The sequence below is a fragment of the Paraburkholderia fungorum genome, from assembly GCF_046026025.1.
In the GTDB taxonomy this organism is placed as follows: domain Bacteria; phylum Pseudomonadota; class Gammaproteobacteria; order Burkholderiales; family Burkholderiaceae; genus Paraburkholderia; species Paraburkholderia fungorum_E.
Genome location: NZ_JAQQFL010000052.1, coordinates 1 through 14014, shown reverse-complemented (window position 1 = coordinate 14014; position 14014 = coordinate 1). Strand labels below are relative to the sequence as shown.

General features: G+C 59.8%; 13 protein-coding genes and 1 pseudogene. 5 read left to right on the top strand and 9 right to left on the bottom strand.

Annotated elements, in window-relative coordinates; all coding sequences use genetic code 11:
• Window positions 1-17 precede the first annotated feature (17 nt).
• Window positions 18-1256, bottom strand: a complete 1239-nt coding sequence (locus PQR67_RS35825) for a DUF3734 domain-containing protein (RefSeq protein WP_408467520.1) — start codon at window positions 1254-1256, stop codon at window positions 18-20.
• Between the two features lie 10 nt (window positions 1257-1266).
• The gene (locus tag PQR67_RS35820) at window positions 1267-2064 is read right to left on the bottom strand and encodes a 3-hydroxybutyrate dehydrogenase (protein WP_408467518.1); all 798 of its coding nucleotides are present in this window, start codon (window positions 2062-2064) and stop codon (window positions 1267-1269) included.
• A 222-nt stretch (window positions 2065-2286) separates the two neighbouring features.
• Between PQR67_RS35820 and PQR67_RS35815 the strand changes: the two genes are divergently transcribed.
• Window positions 2287-3258: a potassium channel beta subunit family protein gene (locus PQR67_RS35815; RefSeq protein ID WP_408467517.1), complete on the top strand. Its 972-nt coding sequence runs from the start codon at window positions 2287-2289 to the stop codon at window positions 3256-3258.
• A 114-nt stretch (window positions 3259-3372) separates the two neighbouring features.
• On the opposite strand, the gene PQR67_RS35810 is transcribed toward PQR67_RS35815, so the two are convergent.
• Window positions 3373-3507 carry a hypothetical protein gene (locus tag PQR67_RS35810; RefSeq protein WP_408467559.1) on the bottom strand — a complete coding sequence of 45 codons (135 nt, stop codon included), beginning with the start codon at window positions 3505-3507 and terminating at the stop codon, window positions 3373-3375.
• Here PQR67_RS35810 and PQR67_RS35805 point away from each other — a divergent pair.
• A complete protein-coding gene (locus PQR67_RS35805; protein ID WP_028200351.1) occupies window positions 3451-4296 on the top strand; it encodes a 23S rRNA (adenine(2030)-N(6))-methyltransferase RlmJ in 846 nt (281 codons plus the stop codon). The genes PQR67_RS35810 and PQR67_RS35805 overlap by 57 nt on opposite strands.
• 261 nt (window positions 4297-4557) lie before the next feature.
• Here PQR67_RS35805 and PQR67_RS35800 read toward each other — a convergent pair whose 3' ends face one another.
• The 3 genes from PQR67_RS35800 to cueR all read right to left on the bottom strand — a co-directional run bounded on the left by PQR67_RS35800 (window position 4558) and on the right by cueR (window position 6003).
• Window positions 4558-4794: a hypothetical protein gene (locus PQR67_RS35800; RefSeq protein ID WP_408467516.1), complete on the bottom strand. Its 237-nt coding sequence runs from the start codon at window positions 4792-4794 to the stop codon at window positions 4558-4560.
• Between the two features lie 345 nt (window positions 4795-5139).
• Entirely contained in the window at window positions 5140-5286 is a 147-nt protein-coding gene (locus PQR67_RS35795; protein WP_074284875.1) for a DUF3563 family protein, read from the bottom strand.
• 294 nt (window positions 5287-5580) lie between these two features.
• Complete coding sequence (gene cueR, locus PQR67_RS35790; RefSeq protein WP_408467515.1) at window positions 5581-6003, bottom strand: Cu(I)-responsive transcriptional regulator; 423 nt, start codon at window positions 6001-6003, stop codon at window positions 5581-5583.
• Window positions 6004-6126: 123 nt separating this feature from the next.
• On the opposite strand from cueR, the gene PQR67_RS35785 reads away from it, so the two are divergent.
• Together PQR67_RS35785 and PQR67_RS35780 are read left to right on the top strand one after the other, a co-directional pair.
• Window positions 6127-6354, top strand: a complete 228-nt coding sequence (locus PQR67_RS35785) for a heavy-metal-associated domain-containing protein (protein WP_408467514.1) — start codon at window positions 6127-6129, stop codon at window positions 6352-6354.
• A gap of 13 nt (window positions 6355-6367) precedes the next feature.
• Complete coding sequence (locus PQR67_RS35780) at window positions 6368-7288, top strand: dTDP-4-dehydrorhamnose reductase family protein (protein WP_408467513.1); 921 nt, start codon at window positions 6368-6370, stop codon at window positions 7286-7288.
• A gap of 178 nt (window positions 7289-7466) precedes the next feature.
• On the opposite strand, the gene PQR67_RS35775 is transcribed toward PQR67_RS35780, so the two are convergent.
• Genes PQR67_RS35775 through imuA form a run of 3 tightly spaced genes read right to left on the bottom strand, consistent with a single transcriptional unit; the run spans window position 7467 to window position 13622 of the window.
• The gene (locus PQR67_RS35775) at window positions 7467-11081 is read right to left on the bottom strand and encodes an error-prone DNA polymerase (RefSeq protein ID WP_408467512.1); all 3615 of its coding nucleotides are present in this window, start codon (window positions 11079-11081) and stop codon (window positions 7467-7469) included.
• 5 nt (window positions 11082-11086) lie between these two features.
• Complete coding sequence (locus PQR67_RS35770) at window positions 11087-12883, bottom strand: Y-family DNA polymerase (RefSeq protein ID WP_408467511.1); 1797 nt, start codon at window positions 12881-12883, stop codon at window positions 11087-11089.
• Window positions 12783-13622, bottom strand: a complete 840-nt coding sequence (gene imuA / locus PQR67_RS35765) for a translesion DNA synthesis-associated protein ImuA (RefSeq protein ID WP_408467510.1) — start codon at window positions 13620-13622, stop codon at window positions 12783-12785. The genes PQR67_RS35770 and imuA overlap by 101 nt, the downstream gene beginning before the upstream one ends.
• Window positions 13623-13817: 195 nt before the next feature.
• Here imuA and PQR67_RS35760 point away from each other — a divergent pair.
• A pseudogene (locus PQR67_RS35760) lies at window positions 13818-14014 on the top strand (lipocalin-like domain-containing protein); the annotation flags it as partial.

Below are 14014 nucleotides of genomic sequence, written 5' to 3'. Positions count from 1 at the left end.
TGCCATTCACGGCGATTTCAGCGCGCATCCCGATGGATATCGTGCGTCACAAAACCTGCGTCGTTGTCAGGCATGTCGAGCCAATCAGGTTGGGCAAGCGATTCGCGGATATCTTCAAGGCCACTATTCCAATGTTCACGCATTGTAGAGAGGCCAAACTGGAAATCTTTGAAGTGCCCTTCGTATTCCTTCTGCCGATAGATGAGGTGGATCACGTTGTAGCGCTTCGAACACGATAGATCCTCCGCAAGCTTGCACCACGGATCCTCGCGCTGATCAGACGGCACGCGATCGAGCACCTCGCGCAGCACATGCCGGAAACGCTGCGAACGTTGCAGCATATCGGTCACGAGACGCGTGCGGCTCGAATACTGGATGTCCTTCATGCGCCCTTGAACATCGGTGATGTTGTCCGGCACCGGTCCGATCGCGCTCCAAAGATCAACCTGGAATGCAAGCGTATCGCGACGCGGCGTGGTCTGAATCACCTCATAGAGCGGCGTGTTCGACATCAAACCACCGTCCCAGTAATACTGGCCGTCGATCTCAACCGCTGCAAAACCCGGCGGCAACGCACCTGACGCCATGAAATGCTCGGGCCTCAGTTTCGTATGCCTGTTATCGAAGTAGGCGAAATTGCCTGTGCCGCAATTCACCGCACCGACCGACACGCGCATCTCGCCGGAATTAATGCGATCGAAGTCGCAGAGCGCTTCCAGCGTGGCCTTGAGCGGGCTGGTGTCGTAATAGCTCGCCAGTTGCGGCGGCCCGGAGACAGTGGGCAGCGGCGGCGGGAAACGCGGCACGAAAAAGCCCTTTTGCCCCTCCACAATCGCGCCCATCGCCTGCGTCGCCGTGAAGGCCTTGCGCACGGCTTCACTGGAATTGAACAAGGCGTGCTCGATAAAAGCCGGCAACGGCGGTCCGAACGCCGGTTGACAGATCGTTTCCCAGAATTGCCGCAGCCGCTCGACGCGCTTTTCCGGCGAATTGCCGGCAATGATGGCTGTATTCAACGCACCGATCGAAATACCGGCGAGCCAGTTCGGCTCGATACCGGCTTCGTAAAGTCCCTGAAAGACGCCGGCCTGATAGGCGCCCAACGCACCACCGCCTTGCAACATCAACGCGACGGTTTCGTAGTTGGGCAAATGGGAATGCCGGCCGGGATGCGCGGCGGGCGCCGGACCGGCGCCCTCGCTTTCCCCGCCGCCGGGCGCGCCGACGCGCGCCCGTTTGAGATTGCGTTGCGCCATGGGCGCCTCCTTATTGCATATACCAGCCGTGGCTCACAATAAAGGACTGGCCGGTCAGCGCCGCAGTCGGGAAAGTGGACAGGAACAGCACCGTCTGCGCGACGTCTTCCACCGTGGTGAAGATGCCGTCGACCGTGCCGCCCAGCATCACACGCTTGATCACGTCTTCTTCGCTGATACCCAGCTCTTTGGCCTGCTCGGGAATCTGCTTGTCGACCAGCGGCGTGCGCACGAAACCCGGACACACCACATGCGAGCGCACGTTGTGTTTCGCGCCCTCTTTGGCCAGCACGCGCGAGAGCCCCAGCAGCGCATGTTTGGCCGTGACATAGGCGGACTTCAGCGGCGAGGCCTCGTGCGAATGGACCGAACCCATGTAGATCACAATGCCGCCACGATCGTCTTTATACATGTGTTTGAGCGCGGCCTTGGTAGTGAGGAAGGCGCCGTCCACGTGGATTGCCTGCATCTTCTTCCAGTCGGAAAACGAGTAGTTTTCGATTGGATTAACGATCTGAATGCCCGCGTTGGAAATCAGAATGTCGATCGAGCCGAACTCGGCCGCGACTTTGTCGATGCCCTGGTTGACAGCGTCTTCGTTCGTGACGTCCATTGCCACGCCGATTGCCTTTCCACCAGCCTGTTTGATTTCCTCAGCGACGGCGTTCGCCCCATCCTGATTCAGGTCGGCGATCGCGATCGCCGCGCCTGCTGCGGAAAGCGTAAGCGCGATCTGCTTGCCGATACCGCTCGCAGCGCCGGTAACCACCGCGACCTTGCCATTCAGATTCGTGTTCAGTGACGACATCCAGAACCTCCATGCAGTTGATGAGCAATGAGACCACGGGCCGCAGGCGGCGTGAAGTCAGCCAAACGGCATAGGCCGTTTGGCCGAATGCTGCACTGCGGCCAAGGTTGCTATTGTGCATGAACCGTGTGAACTACATCCGTAAACCGCACATCGAACCTTATCTCTTTAAACTAGACGTTTCAGCGGGATTCCGGCGGCATCACTACCAAGGAGGAATGCATGAATTATCGACGTCTGGGCCGTTCCGGCCTGCAAGTTAGCGAACTGTCCATCGGCTCATGGGTCACCTACGGCAATCAGGTGGATCACCGTGCGGCGCGCGAGTCGCTCGCGGCCGCGCGCGATGCGGGAGTCAACTTCTTCGACAACGCGGAGGTGTACGCCGCCGGCCAATCCGAAGAAATCATGGGTCAGGCACTCAAGGAACTGGCGTGGCCGCGCGTGAGCTACGTGGTATCCACGAAATTTTTCTGGGGGCTCAATGAAGCGCCGAACCAGTACCACACGCTGAACCGCAAATATTTGCTGAACGCGATCGACACTTCGCTCAAACGCCTGCAGCTCGATTATGTCGATCTGGTGTTCTGTCACCGTCCTGACCCGAACACGCCGGTCGAGGAAACCGTCTGGGCCATGAGCGACATGATCACGCGTGGCAAGGCACTGTACTGGGGCACTTCCGAATGGAGCGCCGATGAAATTCGCGCCGCTTACGAGATCGCTGAACGGCATCATCTGCACAAACCGGTCATGGAGCAGCCGCAGTACAACCTGTTCCACCGCAAACGCGTCGAGCAGGAATACAAGCGGCTTTACGAGGATATCGGCCTTGGGCTGACTACCTGGAGCCCGCTCGCGTCCGGCCTGCTCACCGGCAAGTACCGCGATGGCGTGCCTGCCGATAGCCGCGCGCAACTGCAAGGCTACGACTGGTTGCGCAAGCAGGTCACCGATGCCGGCAAGAACAACGTAGTCGGCAAGCTGGGCGAAGTGGCTGACGAACTGGACTGCACGGTCGGCCAGTTGGCGATTGGGTGGATTCTGAAGAATCCGAATGTGAGCACCGTGATCACGGGTGCCTCGCGCGTCGAACAGATCGGTGAAAACATGAAGTCCGCCGATGTAGCCGAGCGAATCACCCCGGAGATCAAGCAGCGGATCGAGGAAATCATCGGCGACGCCTACGACTGACCGGCCGCGCACCAGACCGCGGAACAGGGTCCGCGCGCCATCCGGACCCTGTTCCGCGCAACGCACTACAGGACGCAACGCGGCGTCGCGTACAATACGCGACCGCGCTGCACTTCAGTTGTGCTGCCGCATTGCATTCGCATCGCCGAATCCGCCCTGGACCGGCACGCCCTCTTTCAGCGTCTCCTCATCATGCTCAGCTACCGCCACGCCTTTCATGCAGGCAATCACGCCGACGTTCTGAAACACGCCGTCGTGTTGCAGCTACTGCGCTACCTCGGCCAGAAGGACAAAGCCTACTGGTATATCGACACGCACGCGGGCGCCGGCGTCTATTCGCTGAAGGAAGGCTACGCGACCAAAACCGGCGAGTTCCAGACCGGCATCGCCAAACTATGGGGACGTAACGACCTGCCGTCGGTCTTCGCAGATTACGTCGACGAAGTGAGCGCGCTGAATCCGGACGGCCAGTTGCGTTTCTACCCGGGGTCGCCATATATCGCGTGGCGGCAGATGCGTGAGCAGGACCGCATGCGCCTGTTCGAGTTGCACACTACAGAAATCGACGTGCTGCGCCATAACTTCCGCGACGCTGGCCGCCGCGCGATGCTTTATGCGGGCGACGGCTTCGACGGCATCCTCGCGTTGCTGCCGCCCGCACCGCGCCGCGCGCTGGTGCTGCTCGATCCGTCGTACGAAGACAAGCGCGACTACACGCGCACGCTGCGTTGCGTTGAAGAAAGCCTGAAGCGCTTTCCGACCGGCACCTATGCAGTCTGGTATCCACAGGTAAGACGCCTTGAATCGCAGCGCTTCCCCGATCAGTTGAAGAAACTGCAAGAGCGCAACTGGTTGCATGTGAGCCTGACCGTCAGCAATCCACCGACCGACGGCTTCGGCTTATTCGGCAGTGGCATGTTCATCCTGAATCCGCCGTATACGCTGGCAAAAACACTGAAAGATCAGATGCCCTGGCTAGTTCAGGCGCTCGGCGAGGACAAGGCCGCGCAGTTCAAGGTGGAGTATCGAGGCGATTGAGCCTCGTTGCAGGCTGCGCGCGACCGGGTAAATTGCCCTCTCTCCCCACGCCGCTTACTGGGGTTACGCAGCCTTGCGGACCGGGTCGTTGGTATATCCCATGCCGGCCGTCACCGTGCACCTGTCAGCCGGCGCGTCGATCGCACCGCTGCACGCCAGTTTAGTCATCATCGGATCGGCATTGGACGCGCTTCAAGCTGAGCGCCGCTCGAAGCGTCAACGGACGAAAAAGAAACTGCTGGGAATATCGCGCAGAGGGGCTTATTGCCCTCGAGGCACGGGACGCGGCTGCGGCCGCGGTTGTGGCGACGGCGTGCCGCCGCCGACAGGCACCGGGATGTAAGGCGCGACAACGAACGGTATCGACGAATTCGGCGCCAACTCCGTGGGCGCGGCGATGGGCTGCGCCCCTACAATCGGCTGCCGCGAGAACAGCGCGGTTTGCAGCACCGTACCGCTTTGGCCGTCGCTAATGCCGCTCTGCGAATCGAGTATCACGGGTTTGCGGACGTTATTACTCGTTGCGGCGAAGCTCGCCGGTACTGCGAAAACCGTTGTCAGTGAGGCTGTAACAGCCATGGCCAGGACGGATTTGAGCAAGCGGACAGGAAGCATGGGCGGACCGGTTGAGTTTGGGATGCCGGATAGCGCAGTAAACGCTTTACCTTACCGCGACGACGCCTGCCAGGCTAGTCGTTATTAGCCACAAGTCGCGTTGAAACGCCACTTGCCGCGAAATTTCCGCGGTCCAGATGTGACAAAGCCCCGTCTATACGGGGCTCAACACTTTACTGCGGTGGCTGCGCACAAGCGCTGCCGGGTCAAACTTGATGCAGTTGAAACTTACAGCGAATAGCCGTTGGTTTCGAGCGAGCGGATGCGCTGTTCAAGCTGAACGATATCCGACGACGACGCCAGATAGGCTTCACGACGGCTACGTTCTGCGGTTTCAAACCAGGTGCTCAGCTTTTCAAGTACGTATGCAAACATGATGTTCTCCAAGGATCAGATTGAATCCCCGGTGAGTTCTGCATCAGGGATTTCCCGTAAAAGGGTTAACCCGGATTATAGCCCTATGGTGCAACCTTGCTAGTGAAATGCCCGCATGACGTGCATTCCGTTTTGGAATGGTGCACGCTCGTGGTGCGCGTAAGTCCTTGATTTGTTTAAATTCAAGATGACCGTTTCGGGATGTCTGATGCTCCCCCAAATTATTAAGCACCATAATGGTGCTTTTTGATGGTCCATCGTGACAAATCCCACAACGAGTTGCACCCGACGCGTTCAAATCGGATGACACCCCTTCCCCGACACCAGATCGGTGTCGGCTAGCCGCTCGATAATTGGGCAATCCGGGCGATCGTCGCCGTGGCAATGATCCGCCAGATGCGCCAATGTGTCGCGCATATCGCTCAGTTCGGCAATGCGGCGATCGAGTTCCGCGACGTGCTCCAGCGCAATCGCCTTTACTTCGGCGCTGGCGCGCGACCGGTCGTGCCATAGCGCCAGAAGCCGGCGGATGTCTTCGACCAGAAAACCAAGACGGCGCGCCTGCCGGATGAAACGCAGCGAATGGACTTCTTGCGGCCCGTATACACGATAGCCGGCGCTCGTGCGGGCCTTTGCCGCCAGCAAATCTACGCTTTCGTAGTAGCGAATCATCTTCGCCGTGACGCCCGACGCGCGGGCCGCTTCACCGATATTCATGACTGTTTCCCCAATGTGTGCCCCGATCCTACACCTTCCCATAGTGGGAAGGTCAGGCACTCAATTACGCATCGGCAGGCATAATTCAACTATCGCAACATTCATTTTTTCGAGGCAATCCCGATGACGATCGAATTCCAGGTGGAAGGCATGAGCTGCCAGCATTGCGTGGCGGCGGTGACGAATGCAATCCGTGAACACGATGAAGCCGCGCAGGTCCAGGTTGATCTGGCTTCCGGTCGCGTGGCGGTCGAATCGGCGCAACCGGCTGACACGCTACAGGCCGCAATCGACGATGCCGGCTACACGGTGACCAGCGTGACTAGTGTGACCACCGGCCCGGCCCGCTAAGCGAGCAACCATCATGTTCAAGGTTGCCGTCATTGGTGCTTCCGGGCTGCTCGGCCGGGCTCTCGTCGACGAACTGACGCAGCAGGCCAGCTGGCAAGTTGTCGCCACGGCGTTCAGCCGACCGGGTCCAAACACCGTTGCGCTGGATATTCGCGATGCGCTGGCGGTCGAGCAATTTGTTGAGCGTGAAGCGCCGGACGCACTCGTGATCGCCGCCGCGGAACGTCGGCCGGATGTGTGCGAGCACGATCCGGCGCTCGCCCGGGCGTTGAACGTGGATGCGGTGCGCACTCTGGCTGCGGCGGCGCAGCGGCGCGGCGCATGGACGCTTTCAATCTCGACCGATTACGTGTTCAACGGCACCCACCCGCCCTATCAGCACGATTCCGCGCCCGCACCGCTCAATGCCTACGGGCGCAGCAAACTCGAAGGTGAACGCGCGCTGGCGGAATCCACCGATCTCGGCTGCGTGCTGCGTTTACCGCTGCTATATGGGCCGATCGTCGATTGGGCAGAATCGGCGGTGACGAGTCTCGTGCCGGCGATCGCCGCGTCGGCTTCACGCGCGGGCAAAGCCGCTGTCATGGATGCATGGGCGATTCGTTACCCGACCTTTACGCCGGACGTCGCGTTTGTGATCCGGCAGATGCTCGAACGGCATGCGCGTGGCGATGCGATCCGTGGCATCGTGCAATGGTCGGGGGACGAGCCGATGAACAAGTATGAAATCGCCGTGCGGCTGGCAGAAGCGCTGCAACTTGATGCGCAACTGACGCCACAGCACACGCCCACGGATGCGACGCCGCGTCCGCATAACTGTCACCTGGCTTCGGATCGGCTCGAGGCGCTCGGTATTGGCCGCCGCACACCGTTCGACGTTGCGATCAGTCAAGTGCTATGCGCGTTTCCATGGCGCGGCGAGACGCCGCTCTAACAGATAGTCGCGCCTGGCCACAACAAGTGCTGCCCGCGCTTTCACGGTCCGACGACTCGCCAGATTGGCGTCGGGCTTGCAAGCCTGGCCACGGCAGGCGCTGCCCGCGTTTCCACGGGTTGCCGGTACGACGGTATAACACCCCCGTGTATACGCGTTCAGCCACGGCAGGTCCGCATCAATGAAAATCGCGACTCGTCGTGGCCAGTTCGCCAAGCCATTCGCTGTGGTCTTCGAGCCGATGCGCGACGAGGTGGATCACCTCGCCCTTCTGCTTCCGTTTCGCCTTACCTGCTTGATTGGCGTCCGCCACGTTGCCGGTGCTGTCACCACCGGTAGAAACGCCGTCATCGCGCTGCAAGACGCCATACACCGCCAGCAAAGATGAACCCAGCAGCACCTTGCGCTGCTTTTCCACCAGCGATGGCCAGACGATCACGTTGATCGAGCCGGTTTCGTCTTCAATGGAAACGAACACGGTGCCGTTTGCCGTGCCCGGCCGCTGCCGCACGGTGACAATGCCGCAGGCGCGCGCCAGCGTGCCATGCCGACACACGGCGAGTTCGGCCGCCGTGCGAAAACGCTGCCGGGCAAGACGCTCTCGCAATAGGGCGAGCGGATGACGATTGAGCGTAAGACCGATGCTCGCGTAATCGTCGAAGATCTCGCGACTTTCGGTTGCCTGCGGCAATGCCAACGGCGTTTCGATGATCGGCGCATCACGTAGCAGCTTGGGCACCGTGTGCTGCGCGGTCACCGCCCACCATGCTTCGCGCCGATGGCCCGCGATGCTGACCAGCGCGTTCGCCGCGGCGAGCGCTTCGAGATCGCGCCGCGTCAATGCCGCACGACGCGTCATATCGTCGACGTCGGTAAACTGCGCGTCGTCACGAGCCGCCATGATGCGTTCGGCAGCCACCTGTGAAAGACCTTTGATCAGATGCATGCCGATGCGTACTGCCGGGCCTCGCGCCCCATAGGTTTTTGACGATTGAAATACGCGTGCGTTCAGCTGTTTTGCCGCGCGCCGGATCGTTCGGGCCACGCTCAAGCGCCGCAACGACAGATCGCGTAATTGCTGCGCGGATAATATGCCCTGCTGACGACGCAAACAGGTCTCGCCCGATGCAATCCGCTGCCCTTCATGGCCACGGATTTCGAAGGTCGACTCCCAATCGCTCAAGGTCACGTCCGGCGGCAATACCTGGACGCCATGACGCCGGGCATCCTGCACGAGTTGCGACGGCGAATAAAATCCCAACGGTTGACTGTTCAGCAACCCCGCCAGAAAAGCCGCCGGCTCGTAACGTTTCAGCCACGCGCTAAGGTAGACGAGCAAGGCAAAGCTCGCTGCATGGCTTTCAGGAAAACCATATTCGCCGAAGCCTTCGATCTGTTTGCAGATGCGCTCGATAAAGTCGGGTTCATAGCCTCGCTTGAGCATGCGGTCGGTCAGATCCTGCTGATACTTCGCCAGATTACCGGTGCGCCGCCACGCGGCCATCGCCCGTCGCAACTGGTCGGCCTGCTCACCCGTGTAGAGCGCAGCAACCATCGCAAGGTGCATTACCTGCTCCTGGAAAATCGGCACACCGAGCGTGCGCTCGAGCACGGGCCGCAACTCATCTTTCGCGTAGTCCACCGCCTCCAGGCCCTGCTTGCGGCGCAGATAGGGATGCACCATGCCGCCCTGAATCGGCCCAGGTCGTACGATCGCGACTTCGATCACGAGATCGTAGTACTTGTTCGGTTTCAGCCGCGGCAGCATGCTTTGCTGCGCACGCGATTCGATCTGGAATACGCCGATCGTATCGGCATGACCGCACATTTCGTAGACGGCCCGATCCTCGCGCGGAATATCCTGCATCCTGAATTTCGACAAACCGCGCCGCAATGCGACAAACTCCAACGCGCGCCGGATAGCCGACAACATGCCGAGCGCCAGCACGTCGACTTTCAACAGCCCGAGCGCATCGATATCGTCCTTGTCCCACTCGATGACGCTGCGCTCTTTCATCGTCGCGTTCTCGATCGGTACGAGTCGCGACAGCTTGTCTTTCGCAATCACGAAGCCGCCGACATGCTGCGACAGATGACGCGGAAAATTGCGCAACTCTTTGGTAAGGCGAATCAGATTCTGCGTGATGTGCGAGTTGGCAGCGAAGCCTGCTTCAGCCAGATATTTGGCGACCGCATCCGTGCCGTCCCACCATTGCTGCGATTTACTGATCCGCTCGATCAGCGACGCCTCGAGCCCCAACGCCTTGCCGACGTCCTTCAGCGCACTGCGCACGTGATACGTAATCAACGATGCAGTAAGCGCGGCGCGATGACGTCCATATTTGCCGTAGATATATTGAATCACCTCTTCCCGGCGCTGATGTTCGAAATCGACGTCGATATCAGGCGGTTCATTACGCGCACGCGAAATGAACCGTTCGATCAGCATGTTCATGTGTACCGGGTCGATTTCCGTCACATGCAGGCAGTAGCACACAATCGAGTTTGCCGCCGAACCACGGCCTTGGCACAGAATGTTTCTTGAGCGCGCAAAGCTCACGATATCGTGCACCGTCAGGAAGTACTTTTCGTATTTCAGATCGGCGATCAGTTGCAGCTCTTTTTCGATCTGATAGATCCGCTTGAGATCGATGCCGTCCGGCCAACGCTCAATTGCGCCGGCCATCACCAGCTTGCGCAGATAGCTCGACGGCGATTCGCTGGCCGGCACCAGTTCTTCCGGATACTCGTACTTCAGTTCGTCGAGCGAGAAACGGCATAGGGCGGCGATGCGCAGCGTTTCTTCGAGCGTGTCGCGCGGATACAGTTTGCCGAGTCGCACGCGCGTGCGCATATGCCGCTCGGCATTGGCCTCGAGCGCGTGGCCGCATGCCGATAGCGGAGTGACGAGACCGATCGCGGTCAGGGTGTCCTGCAATGGCTTGCGCGATCGTGCATGCATCAGAACACCACCTGCCGCCACCAGAGGTAAACCGCTTGCTTCTGAAATCATCCGCAATGCGTCAATCTGAAGATCGTCACTGCCGGTTTGCCAGAGCTCGAGTGCAACCCATGAGCGTTGCGGAGCCAATGAGGCGAGCCAATGCGCACAGCGCAGCGTGTGTGTGAACGTCGCCGTGCGTTGCGGCACGAGGATCAGGACACAATCGGGCAAGGTCCTGAGATGTTCGAGATGCGGCAACGCATCGGTGAAATCGGACGGCCCGAGGCGATAGCTGCCCTTGTCGGCACGCGAACGGGCGAGCGTGATCAGCTCGGAAAGATTGCCGTAGCCATTGCGGTTGGTTGCGAGCGCAACCAGTGTGCAGAATGGTTCGCCTGCATCGTCCGTCAGATTCAGCTCGCTGCCGATGATGAGATGAGGGATTGGTTTTAGCGCCTCTGGCTCTGTGGCTTCTTGTTGTGTGGCTTCTGACTCTGCGACTTTCTGTTGCGAGTCCGCTGGCTTTGTGGCCGTCGATTTTTCTGCATCTTCTAGGGGTGCTCCTTCTTGCGCGGTTTTCGCCTTGTCATCGCGCTCCTTCTGTTGGCGCTCCCGCTCCTGTTTGATTTCTCTCACCGCCGTGTGTGCGCGCACGACACCCGCCAGCGAGCATTCATCGGTGATCGCTAGCGCGCTATAGCCGCGCGACATCGCCTGCTTGACCAACTCATGCGGATGCGAAGCGCCGCGCAAAAACGAGAAATTAGTCAGGCAATGCAGTTCCGCGTAGGGCGGCAATTGGGCCGCAAGCGCCCGCTCCAATAAAACTGAGGTCCGGGAATTTGCCATGATGCTCAACCGAACAAACCCTGCAAATACCACTCGCCGTTTAAACGTTCGCGGAACACCCAGAACATATGACCACGATCGTCTGCCGCGACGTAGTAATCCCGCTCGACGCGGTCACCGTCCCACCACCCTGCTTCAATCCGTTCGGTACGCGTGAGCATTTTCAGCGGCCGACGATAGATCGGCCGCTGGTCGCGCATCATCAGGCGCAGCGGCTTGTCGAGCATCCAGACAGGGCGAGGCTGCGATGGCAATACACTGTCGGGCAGATCGAGTGAGGCTTGAGCATCGACTGGTTGCATGACGGATAGGCGGCTGCTTTTAGGATCACTTGTTTTGTCAGACTGTCGTGATAGGTGCGCCGGGTGTGCTGTGCGTTCTGCCTGTTCTGCCTGTATGGCCTCATCGCCGTCTGCGCGCGCACTCTCCGATGCAGCGTGCTGCAACTCATCGGTCAGCCAGGTTTTATCCGCTTTAATTTTCGTGCTGGTTTTCACAGACGAACGCTTCTTGCGCGACAACGCTTGCGCCTGGTAGGCCTCGACGCGCATTGCCCGCTCAGGCCGATGATCGTCATGCACCGACATCTGCAACACGTTCTCCGGCCCCAAACGCGCGCTCAAGCGTTCGAGCAGACGCGCAATCGAATCGCCATCTGATTCGGGCATTGGAAACAAGGTGTCCGATCGCCCTGCACTCTCGCTGATCTGATCCGCTATCAGCTTCAACTCGATCACGGGCGCCGCCAGAACCGTCTGATTCAACCTCTCACGCAGCAGCCAGATCAAATGCTCAGCATCGCGCGACGGTATGGCCCACGCGACCTTCAGACTCGACGTCTTCGGCGCATGGCGGGATGCCAATTCGTGTTCGAGCAACAACGTATAACCACTGAGCGCAGCATGATGCGCGCTCAACCATCCGGCCAGTTGCACAATCAGCCGACGCGCGGCGAACAGTAGTGCATCGGCGTTATCGACCCGTGACGGCAATTCCAACTGCGCATGAAACGATGCCGGCGCACGAAACGATTCGCGCGGATCCGGGCGCGTGCCGTAGGCTTGTGCCAGCAGATCCAGGATACCGCTACCAAACCGCCGTACGACACCCGACCTTGGCAACTGGCGCAAATCAGCCAGCGTCGTGCAGCCGACATGCGTAAACGCCTCGCGATGCGCCTGCGCAACCGGCAGCAACGACACAGATATGCGATCGAGGACCCGCGCAAGCGACGTTTCCTTCACCACATGCCAACGACGCCCCTGCCGATCGGCACGCGCCTGCGCCAACAGCCACGCGCCCCAGGCTGTCGGTGCGCACGCGATGCGCGCCGTATAGCCGAATTCAGCCACCGTCGCAGATACCCGGGACAACAACATGCGCAAGCCGCCAAACAACCGCAAACCGGAGCCGACTTCCAGCAACAAGGTGTGAGCTTGCGCGAGCGATACCTTTGGTGTGTACGTCAGCAAAGCGAGCGCCATCGCTTCGAACGCCTGGGTTTCACGGGCCGTGTCTGCGGCAAGCATCTTGAGACCAGGCGCCAGCGCTAATGCGGACGAACGCGAATGACCTGCATGCACCCCAGCACGCAATGCGTCGAAATCCGGCATCAGGATGTGCGCGTGATCGGCCAGCGCATAGCAGCGCGCCCCGGTGGCATCTTCGGCGCCTGGAGGTTGGCTTGCCTTGTCTCCGGATTCACACCGATTCGGCTTCGCGACTGAACCACCCTGGGGCGGCTCGAGAGGCTTCACCGCTTCCAGCGACAAGAGCGGCAATGTGACTGCGATCCACAACATGTTTGATCTCTCGTCCTTGATTGCTGCCGACTCCGCTTTCCGGCAACACGACGCTTTGTAACGGCAAAATGAGACGCAGAGGCTCCGTTAGCGGCGGCCCGCGGCGCTTGAAAATGTCGATCGAGATACCAATCTCCTGCAACCATTGACGACGATTGATCGTCTGCGCATTGGCCGGCAAGAGCGGCTCGCAGATCATTCGCAAAGGTGCCGGCGAAGATTGCGTGGCTGCCTCGACAGGCCTGATCAAAAATGCCAGCGATGCGGACTCCTGAGCCGCCACCTGCAGACGTCGAACCTTATCTGCGCGCGCATTCGGCAGCCATACCAGTACGGCGCCCATACCATCCTGCTTCAATGCCTGAGTAGCGGCCCACAAAGCGTGGTCTTCACTCGAACGCACCCATAGGACACGCTCGACCTCGATCCCCCAAGCCTTCAGAGCAGAAACACTGGGCTGGTAAGGGGGCGCCACGAGCATGACGTGCCGTTCGGTTTGTGCCGTGAGATGCTGAAGCGCACGCGCCAACAGACGCAGTTCGCCGACTCCTTCGTGTTCAATCAATAATTCCGTCAGGCCGCCAGCCGACCAGCCCTGCCCGGGCAACAGTTGATCTAGCGCGGCATAACCGCTGGAGATCACCTGCGAGTCTGCCTCGGCGAGCTCATTACCAGGCCACACCTGACGCCGCAATTGCGACGACAGCGCAGTCGTCGCCAGATGAATCGCTGCTGCCATAGACACGCTCGTTCCGTAGGGAATACTCCACCCGGCCCGGCATCGGGCAAGCATAGGGTGACGAGTTTTCACTGTATATTTATACAGTATTCTGAGGCAGATGTTAAGGAAACAAGCCGAAGCGATGAAGCGCCTGCAGAAGGGAAATCAAGTGGGATGGTGAAGCTGTTTTGCCACGGTTTTTCACCTGTGGAACATGCTATATGGGCACATGCCGCCCTCAGAAATCGCGACGGTCAGGTGACGACGTTCAGGCACGATCAGGTCGATTTCAGTCCGGCTCGCACGTGGCGTTCGCCACGCACGAACACGTCGTATCCCGTCTCGATGACGCTCAGAACCGGCACGTTGACGTGGCGCCTCGATCCGTTGATGGACGATCAGGAACTCGA